Source organism: Rhodopseudomonas palustris BisB18, assembly GCF_000013745.1.
GTDB classification, from domain to species: domain Bacteria; phylum Pseudomonadota; class Alphaproteobacteria; order Rhizobiales; family Xanthobacteraceae; genus Rhodopseudomonas_A; species Rhodopseudomonas_A palustris_F.
In genome coordinates this window covers 2979808-3002321 of sequence record NC_007925.1, presented here as the reverse complement: position 1 = coordinate 3002321, position 22514 = coordinate 2979808, and the positions used below count along the sequence as shown (strand labels likewise).

The following is a 22514-nucleotide window of genomic DNA, read 5'->3' as shown; positions in this document are numbered from 1 at the left end:
GGGCGGCTCGACCGCTTAGTCATGCATCGACGAGCGTTGCTGAGGGTGAGCGCGGCGATCGATGTCGATCGCGTGCCGATCAGCGCATCTCGAATAATTCCTGGTGGAAACGCGAGGTCGGCAGGCCTTGCGCCAGCATCGCGCTACGCATGGCGACGCCAAAGCCGCGCGGACCGCAAAACCAGACGTCGGCCTGTTTCCAATCCGGAACCATCACCGTCAGGCTCTCCAGCGTCAGCCGACCGGCCTGTGATCCATCCACCAGATGAAAGGCGACCCCGGTCTGTTCGGCCAATTGCCGGATCGGAGCCAGGAACGCGGGGTCCGGCGCATTGGTGGCGTAGAACAGATCGACCGGATCCGTTCGGCCGACACGGGCAAGCTGCCGTAGCCGCGCGATGAATGGCGTGACGCCGACCCCGCCGCCGATCCAGATCTGGCGATGGCTGGCGCCTTCAAAGTTGAACCGGCCGTAAGGGCCTTCAACGACGACGCCCTGACCCAGATGCAGATTGCCCGCCAGGGTTCGGGTGTAGTCGCCGAGCCCCTTGATCGAGAACAGCAGCAGCCCGTCATCATGCCATGCCGAGGAAATCGTGAAGGGGTGAGCATCCTCGACATCGTCGAAATTCACGAATGCAAACTGGCCGGCCTGATGTCCGGGCCAGGTGGTTTCCAGCCGGATCTCGACGTCGAGCACCTGATTGCCGTCATAGAGCGCCAGCTTGGCAATCGATCCGGAAGCCCGGCGCGACAGCCCGATCTTGCGGAACAGCGCAATCAGGGCGGCCAGCGTTCCGGCCATCAGCAACAGCGCCAGCACCGGACCGAGCGGCCTAAGCCAGTAACTGCGATCGATCAGGATGACGGCGTGAAACACCAGCACCAGATAGATCGCCGGCATCAAGCGATGGGTCTTGAAAAAGTATTTGTACGGAAACCGCTTCCACAGCGCCAACGCCACCAGCGCGAGGAGCAGATAGAACGCCCATTCACCGATCTCGGCGGCCGGATGCTTGAGCTCGCGAAACAGGTCGAAACCGGTCGCGACTTCTTTCGCATGCGGCGGCTTCGGCGGCACGGCGAACAGCCCGAGCTCGCTGAGCCACGACGGCCCCTTGCGCAACACAAAATGCGCGATGGCAAATCCGAGCGCCGCCAGCCCCAGCCATTTGTGCAGCCGATAGAACTTGTCGAGACCGCCGAGCGCAGTCTCGAACCACAGCGGCCGGGCCGCCAGGATCACGCCGACCGACATCAGGCCGAGCGCCAGCACGCCGCTGCCATAGACCAGGGTGGTGCGCGTCGCCCAGAATCCCTGCGACAGCGCGTCCGGCGCCAGGCTGAGCAGCCAGAGCCCCGCCAGCCCGACCACGGCGAAGGCAAATGTGGTGGTCAGTCGTGTGAACTGCATGCGCGTCGATCCAATCGGTGAAATCAGCAACGCGCATGTCTTCCGGCTGAAGCCGGCCATCAGCGTGTCTTCGGCGCTTATAGGCGTCCTGCACGGCCAACCTGTCTCTTATTGCACACGACTGCGATTTTGCGCGTGGGGGGAAGCGGTCAAGCTCGTGGACGTCAGGCGATGGATGTCGCAAGCGCTCGACCCATCTTGCACGCAGAGCTCGCCGCCGCGCCACCATTACGGTTCAGCTCGCTGAACGGATGACGCCGGCGGCCAGTTCATGGTATCAATCCAAGATATTTGGACTGCGACTTCAGAGGCTGCCATGCCCCACGAACGCATCGAATTCAATCCGGACGTGATGGGCGGCAAGCCGGTGATCCGCGGCACTCGGGTTCCGGTTGAACTGATCCTGCGCAAACTCGGCGCCGGGCTGCCGGCCGCCGCGATCCTCGCCGACCACCCGCGGCTGACGCAGGACGATATTTTGGCGGCGCAGGCCTTCGCTGCCGACTATCTCGCTGATGAAGACGTCATCTATGGCTGAGCATGCGCGGACACGTTCGGCGCGCTTGCTGACAAACTTGGTGAACGCTATTCTCCCCGCAGAGGTGTTCGATGTCGGACCTGCTTACGCGTATCACCATCGATCCGGACGTGCTGCACGGCCGCCCCTGCATTCGCGGCCTACGGATCAGCGTCGCCGATATTCTCGGTCAACTCTCGGCGGGAGCTTCGCGCGACGACATTTTGCGCGACTATCCGTATCTGGAAAACGCCGACATTGACGCGGCTCTGGCCTTCGCAGCAAAGCAGGCGGATCACCCGGTCATCGCGGCCTAAGAAAATCTGTAGCCCGCATGAGCGCAGCGATATGCGGGGCATCCAGCGGTCATGGAGAATCCCGCAGTCGCTGCGCTCATGCGGGCTACGCTTGCTCGCACGGGGGGAGGCGGTGATCGAGGTGTCGGCTCGACGTTGATCAAATAGAGATCGGCTTCAGTTCGAACACGCGGCCATACTTGGCTGCCTCGGCAACATCGCCGCGGCGCAGCGCCGCCCGCACCGCTTCGACCCGGCGCACATCGTCGGGCGAGAGAGTAGGCTCCCACGCGCCTTCCTCGCCGCGCTCGACCGTCACCTCGGCCGCGTAGCGGCCTTCACGGATGAGTTCGTTTCGTGTTCGGGGCATTGCGATCAGCCTCGTCAATAATTCTCTGTTGCATCCATGCTAGCAGGCGGCGTGTAGCCCGTCATGAGCGAAGCGAAATGCGGGGCACCCCGGCCAATGAGTCCCGGATTTCGCTTCGCTCATCCGGGCTACGCTTGCTTGTTTCGTGGATTATATATATGAAATCCACGCCTTAGCTGAATTCCATCTTATGGTAGCAATATTGTGCCCATAGTCCACCCGCTCCCCACGCCAAGCACGATTAAGTACCTTTATGCTCACGCTTTCAGTTGCGCGTTCGACGGCTGCAAAAGACCACTCTATACCATGGACCCTCAGACTGGTCGTAGAACCTTAGCGTCACGCGTTGCGCACATTTGCGCACGAAGCGAAGGTGGGCCTCGGTGGAATCCGTCGCAGTCGTCAGAGCAGAATCGTAGTGAAGAAAATTTGATACTGATGTGCACCGAGCATGCGGCAGCCATAGACGATCCCGCGTTAGTGGGTGCTTATACAACCGAGCGACTGATCGCCCTCAAGCGAGCGCAGTTGGACAAGTTCGACCAAATCAGACAAGGCTGGGTTCTCACTGACAAGATGGTAGAAGAAACAATGCAGCAATCGTTTAGCGCTGCTTACGAATTCGGTCACGGAAATACTTTTCATCTTGGGGGGCAAGGAGGTCTGGCTCCCAGCGCAGGCGGTGGTGGCGGCGGCGCAATCGGCAAGAACGCGAGAGCAGGCAAAGGGGGTGATGGCGGCTCCGTCAGGGTTGACGATTCGGGCTACACTGTTCCGACGCCCAGTACGCATTTTGAAGACATCAAACTGTCCGAATGGGATCCGGATACTTCGAGCGTTACGCCAGGAGCTGGAGGCGGTGGCGCTGGAGCAATAGGCGATGATGCCATTGGTGGAGATGGAGGGAACGGCGGAAATCAGGTCATTGGGACCTACGATATCGAGGCAATGCGTCGAGACGGATTTTCTGGCCAGATTGAAATTGTTATTGGCAAAGGCGGAAGACCATTATTGCCAAATCAACTTCCCAAAGCTGGCGAAGATACCATTCTACGATTTATGAAAAAGGACGGGTCGTTATTGAAAGAGGTCAGGGCGGAGGGCGGCCTCTCAGCAACCCCAAGCTTAGCAGCCTACCTGGACGGATGGAGCGAGCCCCAGCGGGACCATTTACGGGCAACTCGATTCCGAGTCACTTCTCTTATGATGGCGTCAGCCTTAGAAATGCACGCAGGAAATTTTTATGTCCTTGGTGCAGACTGGCGTTTCTTTGATCCGCCATGTATTCCCGTAGATACAATCTTTAATGTGATCGTTTCATGCCGATTTGACAGCTTATTAAAAGACGTCCCCACGGTGATATTTCTTTCTTTATTCGATCCGGCCGGGCGTGAAACGTCCAGGGCTCCGCTTATTTTCGACCCTGCGCAGTGCATTCATGGGATGGCTCACTTTGCGGTGCCGTTAGGTACGACGCTCGAACTCGCCGGAGAGTGGCAAGTTCGAGTATGGACGAGGAGTCAGATTCTATCATACATCGAATTCAAGGTTAGGGATCGGTCAATCCCTGAAGCATCGAACTAGACTTTTGATTGATGAAAGCCACGTAGTCTCACTCACAAGCCTTTACTCCGCCGCTTCGCCCGTCTTGCGCTTCTTCTTCGCGATGCCTGCCGCCTTTTCCAGCACCGGCTTCAGGAATTTTCCGGTGTAGCTGCGCGGCGCCTTGACGATATCCTCCGGCGGGCCCCAGGCGACGATTTCGCCGCCGCCGTCGCCGCCTTCGGGGCCGAGGTCGATCACCCAGTCGGCGGTCTTGATCACTTCGAGATTGTGCTCGATCACCACCACGCTGTTGCCCTGCGACACCAGCTCGTGCAGCACTTCCAAGAGCTTGGCGACGTCGTGGAAGTGCAGACCGGTGGTCGGCTCGTCGAGGATGTACAGCGTGCGGCCGGTGGCGCGCTTGCTCAGCTCCTTCGCCAGCTTGACGCGCTGCGCCTCGCCGCCGGACAGCGTGGTGGCCTGCTGGCCGACATGGATGTAGTCGAGCCCGACGCGCTTCAGCGTCTTGAAGGTCTCGCGCACCCGCGGCACCGCCTTGAAGAACTCGGCGGCTTCTTCCACCGTCATGTCGAGCACGTCGGCGATCGACTTGCCCTTGAACAAGACCTCGAGCGTCTCGCGGTTGTAGCGCTTGCCCTTGCAGACGTCGCAGGTGACGTAGACGTCGGGCAGGAAGTGCATCTCGATCTTGATTACGCCGTCGCCCTGGCAGGCCTCGCAGCGGCCGCCCTTGACGTTGAACGAGAAGCGGCCCGGCTCGTAGCCGCGCGCCTTGGATTCCGGCAGGCCGGCGAACCATTCGCGGATCGGCGTGAAGGCGCCGGTGTAGGTCGCGGGGTTGGAGCGCGGGGTGCGGCCGATCGGCGACTGATCGATGTCGATGATCTTGTCGATGTGCTCCAGCCCCTCGATGCGGTCATGCGGTGCGGCGCCTTCAGAGGCGTTGTTGAGTTTTCGCGCGATGGCTTTGTACAAAGTGTCGATCAGCAGCGTCGACTTGCCGCCGCCGGAGACGCCGGTGACGCAGGTGAACAGCCCGAGCGGAATTTCCGCGGAAACATTCTTCAGATTGTTGCCGCGGGCGTTGATCACTTTCAGGGTGCGGCGATGGTTCGGCGGCCGCCGCTCCGGCACCGGCACGAACAATTCGCCGGTGAGATATTTGCCGGTCAGCGATTTCGGATTCTTCATCACCTCGGCGGGCGTGCCCTGCGCGACGATATGGCCGCCATGGGTGCCGGCGCCGGGGCCGACATCGACGACGTAGTCGGCGGCGAGCACCGCGTCCTCGTCGTGCTCGACCACGATCACGGTGTTGCCGAGGTCGCGCAGCCGCCGCAGCGTATCCAAGAGGCGCGCGTTGTCGCGCTGGTGCAGCCCGATCGACGGCTCGTCCAGCACATAGAGCACGCCGGTGAGGCCGCTTCCGATCTGCGAGGCGAGGCGGATGCGCTGGCTCTCGCCGCCGGACAGCGTGCCGGAGGCGCGCGCCAGCGTCAGATAATTCAGGCCGACGTCGAGCAGGAAGGAGAGCCGCTCACGGATCTCCTTCAGGATCCGGACCGCGATCTCGTTCTGCTGCTTGTTGAGCAGTTTCGGCACGGTCTCGAACCATTCGCCGGCGCGGCGCACCGACAGCTCAGAGACCTCGCCGATATGCTTGCCGCCGATCTTGACGCACAGCGCCTCGGGCTTCAGCCGGAAGCCGTGGCAGGCGGCGCAGGGCACGTCGGAGAAATACTTGCCGAGTTCCTCGCGCGCCCATTCGCTTTCGGTCTCGCGGAAGCGGCGCTGGATGTTGGTGACGACGCCCTCGAACGGCTTCTTGGTGTCGTAAGAGCGCACGCCGTCTTCGTAGGAGAACTTGATCTCGTCGTCGCCGCTGCCGTGCAGCAGCGCGTTCTGGGTCTTCTTCGGCAGATCCTTCCACTTGGTGTCGAGCGTGAACTTGTAGAATTTTCCCAGCGCGGTGAGGGTCTGGATGTAGTACGGCGACGACGACTTCGCCCACGGCGCGATCGCGCCCTTGCGCAAGCTCAGCTCCTTGTCGGGGATCACCAGATCGGCGTCGATGTGCTGCTCGATGCCGAGCCCGCCGCAGGCCGGGCAGGCGCCATAGGGGTTGTTGAACGAGAACAGCCGCGGCTCGATCTCCGGAATGGTGAAGCCAGACACCGGGCAGGCGAATTTTTCCGAAAACATGATGCGTTCGGCGCCGGTCTTGTCGTGAATTTTCGCGACCTTCTTGTCGGCCTTTTTCTTTTCGGGCTCCGCGGCTGCGGTCGCCGCCGGCGACGTGGCCGGCGCGTCGGCATATTCGATCACCGCGAGGCCATCGGCGAGCTTCAGCGCGGTCTCAAAGCTTTCGGCGAGCCGCTGGCCGATGTCCGGGCGCACCACGATGCGGTCGACCACCACGTCGATGTCGTGCGGGAATTTCTTGTCCAGCGTCGGCGCTTCGGCGAGTTCGTGGAATGCGCCGTCGATCTTGACGCGCTGAAAGCCCTTCTTGAGATAGTCCGCCAATTCCTTGCGGTATTCGCCCTTGCGGCCGCGCACCACCGGCGCCAGCAGGTACAGCCTGGTGCCTTCCGGCAGCGCCAAAACCTTGTCGACCATCTGCGAGACGATCTGGCTTTCGATCGGCAGCCCGGTGGCCGGCGAATAAGGAATGCCGGCCCGCGCCCACAACAGCCGCATGTAGTCGTAGATCTCGGTCACCGTGCCGACCGTCGAGCGCGGGTTCTTCGAGGTGGTCTTCTGCTCGATCGAGATCGCCGGCGACAGCCCGTCGATCTGGTCGACGTCGGGCTTCTGCATCATCTCCAGAAACTGCCGGGCATAGGCCGACAGCGATTCGACGTAACGGCGCTGGCCCTCGGCATAGATGGTGTCGAACGCCAGCGAGGATTTGCCGGAGCCGGACAGCCCGGTGAACACCACGAGCTGGTCGCGCGGGATCTCGAGGTCGACGTTTTTGAGGTTATGTTCGCGGGCGCCGCGAATGGTAATTGAGCGCTGCTGGGAGCCCGCCGGCTGGCGCTTGGCCTTGATCACTTCATCCATCGAGCATTCCTGGACGCCAGCGCGCCACGTTGAAGGGCGCGCAGTCCCGGAATGACCGGATCTGACGCCAATGGGTTGCTTTGGAACATAGGAAGAACGGGGCGGGATTTCCAGTGCCGCGTGGCGGCCATCAACGGTTTGTTGCCGGGCGGGTTGCCGGTCGCGGTCACGTTTGCGGACGATCCAGCCGAATTTCTCGCAGACGATGCGCCAAAATAAAAAGGCCGGCGCGGTGCCGGCCTTTCGTCAGATTTTCTGACCGTTGCGGTCAGGCGAAGCTCAGAACCGCGGGATCAGCGGGCCGCCCCAGCGATAGTTGATGCGGGCGGTGACCAGATCGGTGTCGCCACCGGTGCGGAAGCTATCCGCCGCCGGCAGGCCGCCCGGGGTGGTGAAGGCAACGGTGTAGCGGCTCTCGAAGATATGGTCGTATTCGACGCCGAACGACCAGTTCGGGGCGAAGCCGTATTCAAGGCCGACGCCGACCGTGCCGCTCCAGCGGGTCTTGTAGCCGGTCGACGAGATCGGCGCGCCGGTGCTGTCGACCGTGAAATCGTACTTGCGGTCGGTGACCGCGGCACCGCCCTTGACGTAGAGCAGGGCGTTGTTCCAGGCGTAACCGATCTGACCGGTGAACAGGCCGAAAGCATCGGTCTTCGAGCTCAGCCGATTGTCGAACACCAACGGGTTGAGATGGTTGCCGCTCAGGTCAGCCCAATCGCCCTGAGCTTCCAGGCCGAACACCCAGGTGCCGGTCTGCCAACGATAGCCGATCTGACCGCCGGCCACCGCGCCGTCGGCGTCGTGCGCGCCGAGGTCGAGGCCGAAGGTTTCGTCGAAGCGGCTGTCGCGGCTGTTGCCCCAACCGGCGTTGGCGCCGATGTAGAAGCCGCTCCAGTCGTACACCGCGGCGACGTAGGCCGGGGCCTTGGTGTAGGTGCGGGCCGGAAGATCAGCTGCGACCGCCGGAGCGGCCAGACCCAAAGCAACAACCCCAACCGTCCCGAGCAAAAATTTCTTCATTTCAGTTTCCCCAATCTTGGTCGGCTTCGTCGTCCGGCAGTGGCATTCGAAGCGCGAGCGCCCTTATTGCGCGAGTAGTTATACGCGGTTTCGCGTAAAACGCAGTCACCGAAAAGCAACACTGGCGAGCCAAGTGAAGCGGGCGGAAGCTGGTGATTTGCTTGGGCTTTCCAGATTCTGGCGAACCGAAATACCGGGCGGATCGCGGCGCATTCCCGTAAACCCGCGGGAACCCGATGAAAATACACCTAATTTTGTTTTCCGACTTCTCATCGGAACAAAACTAGAACATAATGCCGTGATGTGGATAACGCCGCGACGGCGCCCGCGCGAGCCGTTCGAGAGGGTATAGCCTGGCGTCAAGGTGGCGGCGTGTGGCGTCAGTTTTGAGGTGGCCGTCCCCGAGTTGCGGGCGCGGCCGATGTGCAGAGTTCTAGCGACAGTGGAGAGCGGCGATGGCGGGAAGCGTGAACAAGGTGATTCTGATCGGCAATCTCGGCGCCGATCCGGAAATCAAGCGGACGCAGGATGGGCGGCCGATCGCCAATCTGCGGATCGCGACGTCGGAAACCTGGCGCGACAAGAATTCCGGCGAGCGCAAGGAAAAGACCGAATGGCACCGCGTGGTGATCTTCAGCGAGGGATTGTGCCGGATTGCCGAGCAATACCTCAAGAAGGGTGCCAAGGTTTACATTGAAGGGCAACTGCAGACCCGCAAATGGACCGACCAGAGCGGCGTCGAGAAGTACTCCACCGAAGTGGTGCTGCAGAACTTCAATTCGACGCTGACGATGCTCGACGGCCGCAGCGGCGGCGGTGGCGGCTTCGGCGGGGATGATGCTCCGGGCGGCGATTTCGGCTCCAGCGGGCCGTCCAGCGCGCCGCCGCGCCGCGCCCCGGCGGCGGCCAGCAGCGGTGGCGGCGGCGGTCGCTCCAGCGACATGGACGACGATATTCCGTTCTAAGCGATGGTTTACGCCGGCCGGGTGAACTGCCACAGCAGCAGCACCTGGCTGGCGGCAAACAGCGTGCCGAAGATCAGCTTGTTGGAGCTGGCGAGCCAGAGCGGCAGGTAGATGTCGAAATTGGCGGCGCGATCGGGCGTGTAACGCGCCGCGATCGCGGTCAGCGGGCACCGCATTCGATTGCCCGCCAGCACGATCACTTCGATCCAGACGAACAGGCTGGTCCACAGCGCGATCGCCAGCTGGCCCGACAGGGTGAGCAACGGAATCGCCAGGATCGACAGCGCGAACACCGCCCACACCGTGGTGTGCAACGCCTTGATGGCGGTCAGCGCCTGAGCCGGCGAGGGCGCGTTGGCCCGGTGGTGGTGGTGCGTCACGACGACGGCTCGGCTTCGCTGAGCTTGCTGGCGAGAATTTTGTCGATGCGGCGGCCGTCGAGGTCGACGATCTCGAACCGCCAGCCATGATCCTCGAAATGGTCGCCGACCTGCGGCAGCGCGCCGAAATGCTGCAGCACCAGCCCGGCCACGGTGTGATAGTCGCGATGCTCGGGGATCGGAATCGCCAGAAGATCGCCGAATTCGTCGACCGGCATCCAGCCCGACACCAGCAACGAGTCGTCGGCGCGGCGCACGAAGGCCGGCTCCGCGGGGCCGGTCTCTGAACTGAACGAGCCGACGATGGATTCCAGAATGTCCGCGGTGGTGACCACGCCTTCAAAGGCGCCGTATTCGTCGTAGACCAGCCCCATATGCACCGCGGAGCGGCGCAGCACCGCCAGCACGTCGCGGGCGTCGGCGGTCGACGGAATCACCGGCGCGTCGCGCACCAGCGCCCGGACGTTGGGCTTGTCGCCGCGCATATAGACCACCAGAACGTCCTTGGCCTGCAGGATGCCGATCGGGTTATCGCGATCGCCGTCGGACACCGGAAGCCGCGAATGCGGGCTGGCGGCGAAGATTTCGCGGATGGTGTCGGGATCGTCGTTGAGGTCGATCACGTCGACCTCGGGGCGTGGCGTCATCACCGCGCCGACCGGACGGTCGCCGAGCCGCATCACGCCGGCGATCATTTCCTTCTCGCCGGGCTCCAGCACGCCGGCGGTTTCGGCTTCCAGCACCAGGCTGTGGATCTCGTCTTCCGACACCTTGTCCTCCATGGCGCCGCTCTGGCCGAGCAGCGCCAGGATCGCCTTGCCGGACAGATCCAGCACGAACACCAGCGGCAGCGACACCATCGCCAGCACCGCCATCGCCGGCGCCACCTTGACCGCCACCGCTTCGGGATCGCGCAGCGCCACCTGCTTCGGCACCAGTTCGCCAACGATCAGCGTCGCGTAGGTGATCAGCGTCACCACCAGGCCGAAGCCGAGGATCTCCGCGGCGCCGGGGCCGACGCCGGCCTCCAGCAGCCAGGCGCTCAGCCGTTGACCCAGGGTGGCGCCGGAGAATGCGCCCGACAGCACGCCGACGAGCGTAATGCCGATCTGCACGGTGGAGAGGAATTTGCCGGGGTCGGACGCCAGCGTCAGCGCCTTGTCGGCGCCTTTGATCTTCTTTTGCGCCAACAGCGCCAGCCGCGCCGGCCGCGACGACACGATCGCCAGTTCGGACATCGACAGCAGGCCGTTGACGACGATCAGGACGACGACGATTGCAAGTTCAGCAGCGAGCATGGGGACGGGGCCGATCCGGTCGTGAGTGGGATCCCCAACATAAGCGCTGCGACGGCATTTCCCCAGCCGGGCCCGCGGCGCCGCAGCGCAAGCACCGCGAAAATTCTTGCTGTGATGCCGTTTAGGTGGAGTTTTTGATGCATTACATCAGCCGCGAGAGCGCGGTCGTGGAGTTTCGGCGGCTCAACCTTGCGACTCGACCGCCTTGGCGGCGTTCCACAGCGCGTCCATCTCGGCCAGCGAGGCCTCGGCGCAGCTGCGGCCCTGCGCCGCCAGCGCCTGTTCGATCGAGCCGAAGCGGCGCTCAAATTTGGCGTTGGTGCCGCGCAGCGCATTCTCCGGATCGGCGCCGACATGGCGCGCCAGATTGACCAGCGCGAACATCAGGTCGCCGGTCTCTGCGGCGATCTCGGCGCTGTTGCCGGCATCGAGCGCAGCTTCGATCTCGTCGGCTTCCTCGCGGATTTTGGCCAGCACCGCGCGCGGATCGTTCCAGTCGAATCCCACCGTCGAGGCCTTGCGCTGCAACTCCATCGCCCGCGTCAGCGCCGGCTGGCCGGGTTTGACGTCGGCCAGCAGCGACGGCGGCTGTGCCGGTTGCGCAGGCCGGCGCGCGGCGCGCTCGGCCTTCTCCTCGGCCTTAATGCGGTCCCAGGCGCCTTCGACGTCCGATGGCGTCAAGCGGCCGGCGCCGTCGGCGAACACGTGCGGGTGCCGGCGGATCATCTTGCGGGTGATCGCCTCGACCACCGCGCCGAAGTCGAACGCGCCCTGTTCCTCGGCCATGCGGGCGTGGAACACCACCTGCAGCAACAAGTCACCGAGTTCGTCGCGCAGATCGTCGAGGTCGTGGCGGGTAATCGCCTCGGCGACCTCATAGGCTTCTTCGATGGTGAAGGGCGCGATGCTGGCGAAATCCTGCTCCAGGTCCCAGGGGCAGCCGGAGCCCGGCGTGCGCAGCGCGGCCATGATTTCGAGGAGACGGGCGATATCGCGGGAAGGAGTCATGGCACACCGAGGCTTTAGGACAAACGTGTCTTCTATGCCGCAGGCTTCGCCCACAGCCCAGCAAAAACCGGCGCGCGCGCCCGGCGGGTTTGGCGTAAGCGATCTGCGATGCTAAGGGCAGGCGATGAGCCAGATCTTGCAACACGACGCCGCCCTGGTGCTGTTTTCCGGCGGCCAGGATTCCGCCACTTGTCTCGCCTGGACGCTGTCGCGCTTTGCCCGGGTGGAAACGCTCGGCTTTGATTACGGCCAGCGTCACGCCGTCGAACTCGACTGCCGCGACCGGCTGATCGATGGCCTCAAGCAGATCCATCCGGACTGGGCCAACAAACTCGGCGACGCCCACACGCTTTCGATCCCGACGCTGGCGACGATCTCCGACACCGCGCTGACCCGCGACGTGGCGATCGCCATGGGCGCCGACGGCTTGCCCAACACCTTCGTGCCCGGACGCAATCTGCTGTTCCTGACCTTCGCCGCCGCGCTGGCGTATCGCCGCGGCATCGGCGGCTTGGTCGGCGGGATGTGCGAGACCGATTACTCCGGCTATCCGGATTGCCGCGACGCCACGCTGAAGGCGCTTACCACAGCGCTCAATCTCGGCATGGCGACCGATTTCGAGCTGCACACCCCGCTGATGTGGCGCGACAAGGCCGCCACCTGGGCACTGGCGCAGGACCTCGGCGGCGACGCGCTGGTCGACCTGATCCGCGAGCACTCGCACACCTGCTATCTCGGCGAACGCGGCGCGCGGCACGACTGGGGCTATGGCTGCGGCGAATGCCCGGCCTGCCAGCTCCGCGCCAAGGGCTGGCGGGAATATCGCGAGGCGGGCACGGCGACCTAAGCCTGAGCAAGAGCAGGCGGCCCAGGCCCAAGCAATTCTGCTGCAGAAAGCGTGCCCCGGACGCAGCGCACCGCGCCGCCCTAGCGGCGTGGTGCGCTGCAGAGCCGGGGCCGTTACGGGCTCTGCGCTTGGAACGGTCCCGGGTCAGCGGCGCAGCGCCAAGAGCGCTGCACCTTGCCCGGGACACGGCGTCTCGCCGGGCGTCGAATTTCTCACGCGATCAGCCTGCAAAATCCCCCGGCTGCAGCACGATCGGCGCGCCGTGCGGGGTGCGGTCGGCGGCGCGGTCCCAGGCGTCGCGGGTGCGATGCAAAGTCTCGCTGCTGGCGACGCCCTTCTCGGCGATCAGCCGCTCCAGCGTCGCCAACCAATGTTGGTAGTAGCGCTCGCCGTTGTCGGGATCACCGGCGGCCTGCGCGCGCGTGATCTCATCGGCCAGCGTCGCAGCCCATTCGCGCCACGTAAACAGCCCGCGCTGATGCAACGCCAGCGCCATCGCAAAGGCCTGCGCCTGCCACGGCTCGGCGAACACCGGGCCATCGTCATCGCGCGGCAGGCCGGGCAGGCCGATGACCTCCGTCGTCTGCGCCGCCGCGTGGGTCATGACGCCGGCTCCAGATAGGATTCCCAGGCCTCGACGGAAATCTTGGTGTCCGGCTCGGCCTCGGCGCCCCACAATTCCGAGCCGTCGAAAGAGACGGTGTAGAGCCATTGCGGGTCTTCGATGCCGCGGGCATTGGCGTCGGCGAACACGTGACAGCCGTGAACGCACCAGATCACACCGAGATGGCCGCGGACGTAACGCGGCAGCCGCGTATGACCCGCCGTCGCGATGGTCTTCGCCCGCACCCGCGCGCCGATCGCGAACCGGGCAGGGCGCGGCGCGTCGCGGAGCGTCGGCGCGCCGCGTTGCAGCATGGCCGCCACCTCGTCGGCCCGCAGCACCGGCACTGCTTTTGCCGGATGCAGCGGCCGGCCGGCGGCGATCTCGTCGGCCGTGACCAGGCCGCGCTCGCTCATCAGTTGCTCCAGCCCAGCCAACCAGATCTCGTAGTAACTCTTGCTGAGATAATCCCGCGGCGACCGGTTCTCGCGGGCGTAGCGCGCCATGTCGATGGTCCAGCCGCCCGGCCTTGCCATCGCCAGCGTCAGCGCGAAGGCGCGGCGCTCCCACGCCGCATGAAACAGCGGTTCGTTCGGCTCCGGCTTGACCGCACCGAAGCCTTTCAGGCCGCCCATGTCGTGTGCGCCATCCATCAGCTTAGGTCCTGCGGCGATTTCGCCAGACCGGTGCCGATCATGCTATCGCGGGTGACAAGATCCGCCAGTTGCTGCTCGCTCCAGCCCTCGGTGCCGGCGGGCCGCATTGGCAACACCAGATAGCGGATCTCCGCGGTGGAATCCCACACCCGGATTTCGCTGTGTGCCGGCAGCGTGACGCCGAATTCGCGCAACACCGCGCGCGGCTCTTTCACCGCGCGCGAGCGATAGGGAGCTGACTTGTACCACACCGGCGGCAGACCGAGCACCGGCCACGGGTAGCAGGAGCACAGCGTGCAGACCACCATGTTGTGCAGCGTCGGCGTGTTCTCGACGACGACGAGATGTTCGCCCTGGCGGCCCTGATAACCGAGTTCCGCGATCGCCGCGCTGGCGTTCTCCATCAGCCGGGCGTGATAGGCCGGATCGCTCCAGGCCCGGGCAACGACGCGCGCGCCGTTGCGCGGACCGACCTTGGTCTCGTAGGTCTCGATCAACAGATCGAGCGCTTTTGGATCGACATAGCCTTTCTCGATCAGAATGGTCTCCAGCGCCCGGACCCGCAATTCGGTCTCGGACAGCTCGGAATGATCGTGGGAATGTTGCTGCTGCTCGCTGCTGCTCATGGGTCGCAGGATAGGCGGGAAATCGCCGCGCTGTCGAGGCGCAACGACCGCACGCTGTCGTCAACGATGTTGCAGCGCGACAACCAGGAACCGAGCGGCCGGCTTGCATGATGCCTGCGTCGCACTACGTTGCAGGAGCGGCTCAGACGTTCACGACGGGGCCCTAGCGGGGACCGGCGGATGCGGGCCGCCAAAGATGAGCAAAGGGAGACAGCGAGATGATCACCACGGTCGTACAATTTCATCTGCCCGCGCCGATCACGCTCAAGGAAGCGACACGCTGGTTCGAAAGCAGCGCGCCGAAATACCGCAAACTGGCGGGCCTGATCCGCAAGTACTACATCCGCTCGGAAGATGGTTGCACCGCCGGCGGCGTCTATCTGTGGGAATCCCGCGCCGCAGCCGAGAATTCCTATAATAGCGAGTGGACGGCGCGGGTGACACAGCTCTACGGCGCCGAACCGGTGATCAGTTGGTTCGAAAGCCCGGTGATCGTCGACAACCTCATCGACGAGACACCGCCTCGCGCCGCTGCGCGCTCGCGCTAGGTGACCTTCGCGACTGCGAAGGGATGCGCCGCAATGCGAAGTTGATTTCGCCTGGATGTCACGCGGCTAAAGATTTACTTGACGCTTAGTATGTGCAACTATGCATTGTACGGAAGCTAGCTCTCGCGAATTTCAAATTCATTTCGTTGGAGGCTACCATGTTCCAGCCAAGACTCTCACTCATTCCACAACCCGACGGCAGCTTCACGCTGCTGGTCCAGGCGTTGGTGCCGAACTCCTGCTACATCGCGGGAGCGATTACCAAGCGGAAAGAGGGAATCCAGATTCCCGAGATACAGGCCTATAATTTCGAAATCATCCACCATGAAGACATTTGCACGCAGTCCGTCCATTATGTGTCGGCGACATTGGCCGGGCTTCGCGCCGGTCAGGGGCACGATTCGGTGCTGGTGTTCAGCATGGTCGACGGCAAGGACGTCGGCCATGCCGCGGTGTCGTTCCCGCAGATCGAGGCCTTGAAGGCGGTGCCCAGCAAGCCGGTGCCGGGTTGTTTGATTATTCCGGACAGCGTTTCGGCGGTCGTGCATTCCGGACTGGTCGGTCCCGCCGAGCTGAGCGTGAGCTGCCTGGTATCGACGCCGACGCCGGGCTACAAGGCCAAACTGGAAAAGGCGAGCCCGCAGGGCTTCAATCCGTCGATCCTGCTGCTCAATCTGGTGGTGACACCGCCGGACCAGCCGGAGATCCAGATTCCCGCGACGACGCCGGCGCATTACGAGGACAGCCCCTACAAAGGGCACTATTCCGACGTCACCATCCTGAACGGCAGCCAGAGCGTCACGGTGCCGGTGATCGTGATCTTCTCGGCGTTCGAGGCATCGCACAAGTACGACTTCAGCACGCGGGGCGTCGGCGCCTGACGTCGCGTCGCCAAGCGCTGTGAAACCGCATCGCTCGGCCGGACTGCTGTTGTCGGTGCGTGGATAAATCGCGCGTCGCGTCAAACGGGCGTGACGCGCGGGTCCGCCATCACTGTCATTGCTATCGCCACATCCCGCGCATCCGCGCGCCGATGTCGAGCCGCGGGCCTTGCCGTTGCGCGGCGGCAGCCGCCGCCGTCACGCGCGGCCAGCTGACGCGTTCGAACAGCCCGAGCAGCCGATCCGGAATGAAGCGGCTGCGCGACGCGTAGACGTGGCGGTCGCCCTGCGCGTTCTGGCCGTGGGTGAAGAAGCGTTGCGGCACCACCAGATGCAGATCGTCCTTGGCCCGCGTCATCGCCACATAGAGCAGCCGGCGCTCTTCCTCGAGTTCGGCCGAGCTGCCGGTGCCGAGGTCGGACGGCATGCAGCCGTCGACGACGTTGAGCACATACACCGATTTCCATTCCTGACCCTTGGCGGAATGAATCGTCGACAGGATCAGATAGTCCTCGTCGAGCATCGGCACCCCGGCCTGGTCGGAGGTGGCATCGGGCGGATCCAGCGTCAGTTCGGTGAGAAAGCGCTCGCGCGACGGATAGCCGCCGGCGATCTGTTCGAGCTGGATCAGATCGGCGCGGCGGGTGATCGCGTCTTCGTGGATGCGGTCGAGATGCGGCTCGTACCACAGCCGCGCGCGTTCCAGTTCCGCCGGCCAGCCGGCGCCGCGATTCAGATCGAGTAGCGTCGAAACCAGGTCGCGCCAGTCGGCGGCGGCCCGCGGCGGGGCGGGCGCCTCGCTGAGCGCCGCGATCGGATCGGCGGCTTCGGCGATGTGGTCGAGCACGCGCTGCGCCGAGGTCGGGCCCACGCCCTGGATGATCTGCATCAGCCGGAAGCCGGCGACGCGGTCGCGCGGATTCTGCACGAAGCGCAACAGCGCCAGCAGATCCTTGATGTGCGCGGCGTCGAGGAATTTCAGCCCGCCGAATTTGACGAACGGGATGTTGCGCCGCGTCAGCTCGATTTCCAGCGGACCGGAATGCGACGAGGTGCGAAACAGCACCGCCTGCTGCTTCAACAACGCCCCGGCCTCGCGGTTGTCGAGCACGCGCTCGACGATGTAGCGCGCCTGATCGGCCTCGTCGCGCACCCCGACCAGCTGCGGGGCTGCGCCTGCGGCGCGATCGGTCCACAGGTTCTTGGTGAAGCGCTCTTTCGCCAGATCGATCACCCCATTGGCGGCGGACAGGATGGCTTGCGTCGAGCGATAGTTGCGGTCGAGCGTCACCACGGTGGCGCGCGGGCTGAACTGGTTCGGGAAATCCAGAATGTTGCGCACCGAGGCGGCGCGAAACGAATAGATCGACTGCGCGTCGTCGCCGACCACGGTGAGGCCGGCGCCGCTCGGCTTCAGCGCCAGCAGGATCGAGGATTGCAGGGCGTTGGTGTCTTGATATTCGTCGACCAGCACGTGATCGAACCGGCTCGCCACATCGGCGGCAAAGCCCGCGTCGGCCATCGCCTGCGCCCAGTACAGCAACAGGTCGTCGTAATCGAGCACGCAGTGCCGCTGCTTGGCTTCGACGTACGCCGCGAACAACTGCTTCAACTCGGCGGACCAGCCGGCGCACCACGGAAACGAGCCGCCCAATACGGCATCGAGCGCGGCCTCGGCGTTGACGCAGCGCGAATAGATCGAAAGGCAGGTGCCTTTGGTGGGAAACCGGCTCTCCATCTTGGAGAAGCCGAGTTCGTGCCGCACCAGGTTGATCAGATCGGCGGAATCCTCGCGGTCGTGGATGGTGAAGGCGGGATCGAGCCCGAGTTGCTCGGCGTGCTCGCGCAACAGCCGCGCGCCGATGCCGTGGAAGGTGCCGGCCCAGGTCAGCGCATCGCTGACCACACCGGCCTGCGCGCCGAGCGCCTTGCGCACGATCCGCTCGACCCGGCGGCTCATCTCAGCCGCGGCGCGGCGCGAAAACGTCATCAGCAACAGCCGCCGCGGATCGGCGCCGTCGACCAAAAGATGCGCCACCCGGTGCGCCAGCGTGTTGGTCTTGCCGGAGCCGGCGCCGGCGATCACCAGCAGCGCCGGGGCCGGCGAGGCGGTGTTGGCGCCGATGCCATGCTCGACCGCGAGCCTTTGCTCCGGATTGAGGCCGTCGAGATAGCCGTGGGGCACGAATCGTCCTTTTGGAAAACCCGAGACTCCCAGATTCCTGCTTTGTTCGCAATCGTGCTCGCGCCTGCAGGTCGGGCGCGAAGTTAGTTCCTCTACGAGGTAAAATATTAACTCTTCGGATAGTTTCTGAGGCGTAGGCCAACCCGTCAAACGCTCGTTCCGCCGACGAAAAGTGCAATAAATGCTTGCACTTGGGCGATAACCTTGACGTATCGGAGAGTGCCATGTCCTCGCTTCCCACTGCCGCTGCCGGGTCCCCCGCGCCACGCGCAAAAACCCTCGGTCTTGCGGCTCGGATCGTGCTGCTCTCGGTGTCGGGAATTCTGGCATTGGGTGTCTGCGTCACCAGCGTCGCCAAATACGTCCTGGAGCGAGGCGCCAGCGACGCCGCGCTGGAGCGGGTCGAGACCAATATGCGGGTGGCCTGGGACGTGCTGCACGCCCATGGCGGCAACTACAGCATCAGCGACGGCAAATTGAAGGTGGGCGGCCACGTCCTGAACGACGACGTCGCGGCCGTGGACAAGGTCAAGGCGCTGGTCGGCGGCACCTGCACGATCTTCATGAAGGACCAGCGGGTCGCCACCAATGTGATGAAGCCGGACGGCTTGCGCGCGGTGGGGACGTCGTTGGCGCGCAGCGAGGCCTCTGCGGCGATCTTCGACCGCAAAGCCTCGTATCGCGGCGAAGTCGAGATCCTCAACGAGCCGTATATGACCGCCTATGATCCGATCCTCGGCGCCAACGGCGAGGTGCTCGGCATCCTCTATGTCGGGATCAAGAAGGCCGAATTCCTCAAACCGGCCAAGGAAACCTTCTGGACCATCATCTACGCGACGCTCGGAGTGGCGGTGCTGGCGATGATCGTCAGCTTTTGGGTGGCGCGCGGCAGCGTGGTTCGACCGCTGAAATCGTCGATCGCCACGATGAACCGGCTCGCCGAAGGCGATCTCACGGTCGACACGCCGGCACCGCATCGCGGCGACGAGATCGGCGACATCATGGCGGCGCTGGCGGTGTTCAAGAGCAACGGATTGCAAATCGAGCGCATGAAGCGCGAACAACAGGAGGCGGAGGCCCGCAGCGTCGCGCAGCGCAAGCACGATATGCAACGCCTTGCCGACGACTTCGAAGGCGCGGTCGGCCAGATTATCGAGACCGTCTCCTCGGCATCGAGCCAACTCGAGGCCTCCGCCGGCAGCCTGTCGGTGAACGCCGATCGCTCGGAAAAATTGGCCACGGTGGTGGCGGCGGCCTCTGAAGAGGCCTCCACCAATGTGCAGGCGGTGGCCTCGGCCACCGAACAGATGTCCTCCTCGGTCAACGAGATCAGCCGCCGGGTGCAGGATTCCGCGCGGATCGCCGGCGAGGCGGTGGCGCAGGCGGTCAAGACCAACGACGACGTCGGCGAATTGTCCCGGATGGCGGCGCGGATCGGCGACGTCGTCGAACTGATCAGCAGCATCGCCGGGCAGACCAATCTGTTGGCGCTCAACGCCACCATCGAAGCGGCGCGCGCCGGCGACGCCGGCCGCGGCTTTGCGGTGGTCGCCTCCGAAGTCAAAGCGCTGGCCGAGCAGACCGCCAAGGCCACCGGCGAGATCGGTCAGCAGATCTCCGGGATTCAGAGCGCCACCCAGCGGTCGGTCGGCGCCATCGGACAGATCAGCACGACCATCAGCCAGATGTCGGAGATCGCCTCGACCATCGCCTCGGCGGTGGAAGAGCAGGGCGCCGCGACCCAAGAGATTTCCCGCAACGTCCAGCAGGCGGCGATCGGAACCCAGGAGGTCAGCTCCAACATCGCCGACGTGCAGCGCGGCGCATCCGAGACCGGGCTGGCTTCCGCGCAAGTGCACAGCGCGGCGCAGTCGCTCTCGGCCGAAAGCACCCGCCTGAAGCAGGAGGTCGGTAAGTTCTTGCACTCGGTACGCGGGGCGTAGAGGGCTCAATCAGCCCGTATTGCTACGCGGCTCGATCTTAACGAATAGGCTCCGCGAGTTCAGTACTCTCCGTCGACGACACCGTTGTTCCAACTACGCCGGCAACCGACAAAGCCGGCTTCGTTCTTTGCGGGGAGCGTTTGAACGAGCTGCGGCGCGGCGGACCCGTCGATCACGGAACACGGCCTCCGAACGCGTCCGCGGAGCCGCTATTGAAAGCTCGCGCGCGATGTCGCTGATCAAACTCTCCCTGAGCGGAAAGACCGCCCTGTCCAATGCGATGATGGCGCTGCTCATCTTGGGCGCCGTCGGCACATCGATCGCCTTCAATCGCCAGCAGATCGCCACGGCGAACCGGATCGATGCATTGGCCGATCTGACCGCCGGCCGGCTTCCGGAGCTGATGATCAACATCAAGAACATCCAGATCAGCATCATCCAAGTTCAGCAGTTCCTCCAGGACGTGTCGGCGACCCGCGCCCAAGACGGACTCGGAGACGGCTTCGCGAAAGCCGCCGAGAACGCCAAGAGCTTCGGCGAACTGGTCGCCGCCACGCGCGAACAGGCGATCAGCATCAAATCCGAGAAGGTCGTCGACGCGCTCGACCAGATCACCGCTGCGTTCGGTCCCTATTACGAAATCGGGCAGATCATGGCGAAAGCCTATGTGTCGGATGGTCCGGCCGCCGGCAACAAGATGATGTCAGAGTTCGACGCGCGGTGCGAAGCCTTGTCGGGCACGGTGGAATCCTTGATCGCCATTTCGCAGGGCCTCAGCAAGCAAGGTCAGGATCAAATTGCCGCGGAAACCGGCGGCGCGATCGCTCAGTTGCGCTCGTTGTCGGACGTCTTGTCGGTGATCGGGGTGGCATCGCTGCTGTTGGCCCTGGGAATCTTCGCCGTGACGCATTTCAGCGTCAGCAGGGCGTTGCACAGCATGGCCGAGATCATGCGGGCGCTGGCCGGCGGCAAGACCGACGTGTCGATTCCCGGCCTTGCCAGACATGACGAGATCGGCGCCATGAGCCGCGCGGTCGAGGTGTTCAGAGATAACGCCATTCGGATGCAGCTTCTGGAGGCCGAGCAAAAGGAGGCGGCGGAGGATTCGAATACCCGGCAACGCAAGATCGAGATGATGCAGTTGGCCGACACGTTCGAGAACGCGGTCGGTCGGATCATCCTGACCTTCGCATCCGGAACCAGCGAACTCGAGGACTCCGCGAAGCTGTTGCAGAGCAATGCCGACACCACGCAACGGCTGTCGAGCGTGGTCGCCTCGACGTCGCAAGATGCCGCCACGAATGTGCAATCGGTGGCGGCGGCGGCGATCGCGCTGGAATCCGCTGTCAGCGAGATCGGCCGCCAGATCGCGGAGTCGACGCGGATCACCAGCGAGGCGGTGTCGCAGGCCGCGCAAGTCGCAAGCCATATCGGAGAGCTGGCGAGCGCGACCATTCAGATCGATGAGGTGGTCAGCCTGATCGCATCGATCGCCGACCAGACCAATCTGCTCGCCCTGAACGCCACGATCGAAGCCGCGCGAGCCGGCGAAGCCGGCAGAGGCTTCACCGTGGTCGCCCACGAGGTCAAACAACTGTCGACGCAAACCGCGCGAGCGACCGACACGATCGCGCAGCAGATTCTGGGAATCCAGGCCGCGACCAAGGAGTCGGTCGAGGGCAACAGACAGATCGGCGAGACCATCGCCCGGACCTCGCAGATCGTCGCCGCGATAGCCTCCGCGATCGAGAAGCAAGGAAACGCGACGCGCGAGATCTCCCGCAATGTGCAGCAGGCCGCCGCCGGGACCGGAAAGGTCGTGACCGACATCAATGACGTCAAAGTCGGGGCCACCGAAACCGGACAGGCATCATCCAGGATCCTGAGCTCGACGAACTCGCTGGCGCAACAGAGCAAGTTGCTCGCCGACGAGGTCCAGCGCTTTCTCGCGATGGTGCGCGCGGCCTGACGTCGGACCTGCAGAGGCGCATCGGCGCTTCTGACCCAGGCGGTGAGTTCGAACGTCGCCAAGTACAGCGTGAGTACAGCGTCGCGCCACCGAGACCGGATCGGCCGCCGCCGCCGTGCAACGCGGGCTCGCGGCCAAGGGGCAGATGGCCCCGGCGCCAAATCGAGCGGGGACGGATCCACCGCTCCCGCTCCCATCGAGAGGTATCAGGGCGCGCCGACGGCGACGGTCGCCAACGGCGCCGTATTCAACTGGTAGTTACACCCATAAAACTTTCAACTTCTTCGCAATGATTCGAGCGCATCCTCGGCCTTGCTTGAATCGCGGGTCTGGGTAGCCGCCGAGTTCTCCG

Annotated in this window: 20 protein-coding genes; 9 read left to right on the top strand and 11 right to left on the bottom strand. The window is 64.1% G+C overall.

What is annotated here, in order from left to right; all coding sequences use genetic code 11:
• Positions 1–79 precede the first annotated feature (79 nt).
• On the bottom strand, positions 80–1414 hold the full coding sequence (locus RPC_RS13835; protein ID WP_041801814.1) for a ferredoxin reductase family protein: 1335 nt from the start codon (positions 1412–1414) through the stop codon (positions 80–82).
• A 316-nt stretch (positions 1415–1730) separates the two neighbouring features.
• Between RPC_RS13835 and RPC_RS13830 the strand changes: the two genes are divergently transcribed.
• Positions 1731–1952, top strand: coding sequence for a DUF433 domain-containing protein (locus RPC_RS13830; RefSeq protein WP_011473205.1), 222 nt, complete (start codon positions 1731–1733; stop codon positions 1950–1952).
• Positions 1953–2023: 71 nt separating this feature from the next.
• A complete protein-coding gene (locus RPC_RS13825) occupies positions 2024–2248 on the top strand; it encodes a DUF433 domain-containing protein (RefSeq protein WP_011473204.1) in 225 nt (74 codons plus the stop codon).
• Between the two features lie 139 nt (positions 2249–2387).
• Here RPC_RS13825 and RPC_RS13820 read toward each other — a convergent pair whose 3' ends face one another.
• Positions 2388–2615 carry a hypothetical protein gene (locus RPC_RS13820; protein WP_415914708.1) on the bottom strand — a complete coding sequence of 76 codons (228 nt, stop codon included), beginning with the start codon at positions 2613–2615 and terminating at the stop codon, positions 2388–2390.
• Between the two features lie 510 nt (positions 2616–3125).
• Here RPC_RS13820 and RPC_RS26215 point away from each other — a divergent pair.
• Positions 3126–4181, top strand: coding sequence for a hypothetical protein (locus RPC_RS26215; RefSeq protein WP_157043206.1), 1056 nt, complete (start codon positions 3126–3128; stop codon positions 4179–4181).
• Positions 4182–4223: 42 nt separating this feature from the next.
• Here the strand turns inward: RPC_RS26215 and uvrA are convergent, their stop codons facing one another.
• Positions 4224–7229: an excinuclease ABC subunit UvrA gene (gene uvrA / locus RPC_RS13815; RefSeq protein WP_011473201.1), complete on the bottom strand. Its 3006-nt coding sequence runs from the start codon at positions 7227–7229 to the stop codon at positions 4224–4226.
• 279 nt (positions 7230–7508) lie between these two features.
• Positions 7509–8252 (bottom strand): outer membrane protein, encoded by a 744-nt coding sequence (locus tag RPC_RS13810; protein WP_011473200.1) that lies wholly within the window; start codon positions 8250–8252, stop codon positions 7509–7511.
• 455 nt (positions 8253–8707) lie between these two features.
• Here RPC_RS13810 and RPC_RS13805 point away from each other — a divergent pair, with 455 nt between their 5' ends.
• The gene (locus RPC_RS13805; protein WP_011473199.1) at positions 8708–9217 is read left to right on the top strand and encodes a single-stranded DNA-binding protein; all 510 of its coding nucleotides are present in this window, start codon (positions 8708–8710) and stop codon (positions 9215–9217) included.
• Between the two features lie 8 nt (positions 9218–9225).
• Here the strand turns inward: RPC_RS13805 and RPC_RS13800 are convergent, their stop codons facing one another.
• From RPC_RS13800 to mazG, 3 genes are all read right to left on the bottom strand, one after another.
• Entirely contained in the window at positions 9226–9597 is a 372-nt protein-coding gene (locus RPC_RS13800; RefSeq protein WP_011473198.1) for a hypothetical protein, read from the bottom strand.
• A complete protein-coding gene (locus tag RPC_RS13795; RefSeq protein WP_011473197.1) occupies positions 9594–10895 on the bottom strand; it encodes a hemolysin family protein in 1302 nt (433 codons plus the stop codon). The genes RPC_RS13800 and RPC_RS13795 overlap by 4 nt, the downstream gene beginning before the upstream one ends.
• 183 nt (positions 10896–11078) lie before the next feature.
• The gene (mazG, locus tag RPC_RS13790; RefSeq protein WP_011473196.1) at positions 11079–11903 is read right to left on the bottom strand and encodes a nucleoside triphosphate pyrophosphohydrolase; all 825 of its coding nucleotides are present in this window, start codon (positions 11901–11903) and stop codon (positions 11079–11081) included.
• 124 nt (positions 11904–12027) lie between these two features.
• Here mazG and queC point away from each other — a divergent pair, with 124 nt between their 5' ends.
• The gene (queC, locus tag RPC_RS13785; RefSeq protein WP_011473195.1) at positions 12028–12750 is read left to right on the top strand and encodes a 7-cyano-7-deazaguanine synthase QueC; all 723 of its coding nucleotides are present in this window, start codon (positions 12028–12030) and stop codon (positions 12748–12750) included.
• 220 nt (positions 12751–12970) lie between these two features.
• Here queC and RPC_RS13780 read toward each other — a convergent pair whose 3' ends face one another.
• From RPC_RS13780 to nthA, 3 genes are read right to left on the bottom strand one after another with little or no spacing between them, the layout of a single operon-like run.
• Positions 12971–13354, bottom strand: coding sequence for a nitrile hydratase accessory protein (locus tag RPC_RS13780; protein ID WP_011473194.1), 384 nt, complete (start codon positions 13352–13354; stop codon positions 12971–12973).
• Positions 13351–14007 carry a nitrile hydratase subunit beta gene (nthB, locus tag RPC_RS13775; RefSeq protein WP_011473193.1) on the bottom strand — a complete coding sequence of 219 codons (657 nt, stop codon included), beginning with the start codon at positions 14005–14007 and terminating at the stop codon, positions 13351–13353. The genes RPC_RS13780 and nthB overlap by 4 nt, the downstream gene beginning before the upstream one ends.
• On the bottom strand, positions 14007–14636 hold the full coding sequence (nthA, locus tag RPC_RS13770; RefSeq protein WP_011473192.1) for a nitrile hydratase subunit alpha: 630 nt from the start codon (positions 14634–14636) through the stop codon (positions 14007–14009). The genes nthB and nthA overlap by 1 nt, the downstream gene beginning before the upstream one ends.
• A gap of 218 nt (positions 14637–14854) precedes the next feature.
• Here nthA and RPC_RS13765 point away from each other — a divergent pair, with 218 nt between their 5' ends.
• Together RPC_RS13765 and RPC_RS13760 are read left to right on the top strand one after the other, a co-directional pair.
• Entirely contained in the window at positions 14855–15184 is a 330-nt protein-coding gene (locus RPC_RS13765; RefSeq protein WP_011473191.1) for a YdhR family protein, read from the top strand.
• Between the two features lie 158 nt (positions 15185–15342).
• Positions 15343–16065, top strand: a complete 723-nt coding sequence (locus tag RPC_RS13760) for a hypothetical protein (RefSeq protein WP_011473190.1) — start codon at positions 15343–15345, stop codon at positions 16063–16065.
• A 121-nt stretch (positions 16066–16186) separates the two neighbouring features.
• Here RPC_RS13760 and RPC_RS13755 read toward each other — a convergent pair whose 3' ends face one another.
• Positions 16187–18250: an ATP-dependent helicase gene (locus RPC_RS13755; RefSeq protein ID WP_011473189.1), complete on the bottom strand. Its 2064-nt coding sequence runs from the start codon at positions 18248–18250 to the stop codon at positions 16187–16189.
• Positions 18251–18474: 224 nt separating this feature from the next.
• Between RPC_RS13755 and RPC_RS13750 the strand changes: the two genes are divergently transcribed.
• Both RPC_RS13750 and RPC_RS13745 read left to right on the top strand, forming a co-directional pair.
• Entirely contained in the window at positions 18475–20193 is a 1719-nt protein-coding gene (locus tag RPC_RS13750; protein ID WP_011473188.1) for a methyl-accepting chemotaxis protein, read from the top strand.
• Between the two features lie 229 nt (positions 20194–20422).
• Positions 20423–22162 (top strand): methyl-accepting chemotaxis protein, encoded by a 1740-nt coding sequence (locus RPC_RS13745; RefSeq protein WP_011473187.1) that lies wholly within the window; start codon positions 20423–20425, stop codon positions 22160–22162.
• Positions 22163–22514: the final 352 nt, after the last annotated feature.

What these genes read in the sequence shown, in the direction of transcription:
- RPC_RS13835 (WP_041801814.1), bottom strand. Translation starts at nt 1,414, where the DNA reads ATGCAGTTCACACGACTGACCACCACATTTGCCTTCGCCGTGGTCGGG.
- RPC_RS13830 (WP_011473205.1), top strand. Translation starts at nt 1,731, where the DNA reads ATGCCCCACGAACGCATCGAATTCAATCCGGACGTGATGGGCGGCAAG.
- RPC_RS13825 (WP_011473204.1), top strand. Translation starts at nt 2,024, where the DNA reads ATGTCGGACCTGCTTACGCGTATCACCATCGATCCGGACGTGCTGCAC.
- uvrA (WP_011473201.1), bottom strand. Translation starts at nt 7,229, where the DNA reads ATGGATGAAGTGATCAAGGCCAAGCGCCAGCCGGCGGGCTCCCAGCAG.
- RPC_RS13810 (WP_011473200.1), bottom strand. Translation starts at nt 8,252, where the DNA reads ATGAAGAAATTTTTGCTCGGGACGGTTGGGGTTGTTGCTTTGGGTCTG.
- RPC_RS13805 (WP_011473199.1), top strand. Translation starts at nt 8,708, where the DNA reads ATGGCGGGAAGCGTGAACAAGGTGATTCTGATCGGCAATCTCGGCGCC.
- RPC_RS13795 (WP_011473197.1), bottom strand. Translation starts at nt 10,895, where the DNA reads ATGCTCGCTGCTGAACTTGCAATCGTCGTCGTCCTGATCGTCGTCAAC.
- mazG (WP_011473196.1), bottom strand. Translation starts at nt 11,903, where the DNA reads ATGACTCCTTCCCGCGATATCGCCCGTCTCCTCGAAATCATGGCCGCG.
- queC (WP_011473195.1), top strand. Translation starts at nt 12,028, where the DNA reads ATGAGCCAGATCTTGCAACACGACGCCGCCCTGGTGCTGTTTTCCGGC.
- RPC_RS13780 (WP_011473194.1), bottom strand. Translation starts at nt 13,354, where the DNA reads ATGACCCACGCGGCGGCGCAGACGACGGAGGTCATCGGCCTGCCCGGC.
- nthB (WP_011473193.1), bottom strand. Translation starts at nt 14,007, where the DNA reads ATGGATGGCGCACACGACATGGGCGGCCTGAAAGGCTTCGGTGCGGTC.
- nthA (WP_011473192.1), bottom strand. Translation starts at nt 14,636, where the DNA reads ATGAGCAGCAGCGAGCAGCAGCAACATTCCCACGATCATTCCGAGCTG.
- RPC_RS13765 (WP_011473191.1), top strand. Translation starts at nt 14,855, where the DNA reads ATGATCACCACGGTCGTACAATTTCATCTGCCCGCGCCGATCACGCTC.
- RPC_RS13760 (WP_011473190.1), top strand. Translation starts at nt 15,343, where the DNA reads ATGTTCCAGCCAAGACTCTCACTCATTCCACAACCCGACGGCAGCTTC.
- RPC_RS13750 (WP_011473188.1), top strand. Translation starts at nt 18,475, where the DNA reads ATGTCCTCGCTTCCCACTGCCGCTGCCGGGTCCCCCGCGCCACGCGCA.
- RPC_RS13745 (WP_011473187.1), top strand. Translation starts at nt 20,423, where the DNA reads ATGTCGCTGATCAAACTCTCCCTGAGCGGAAAGACCGCCCTGTCCAAT.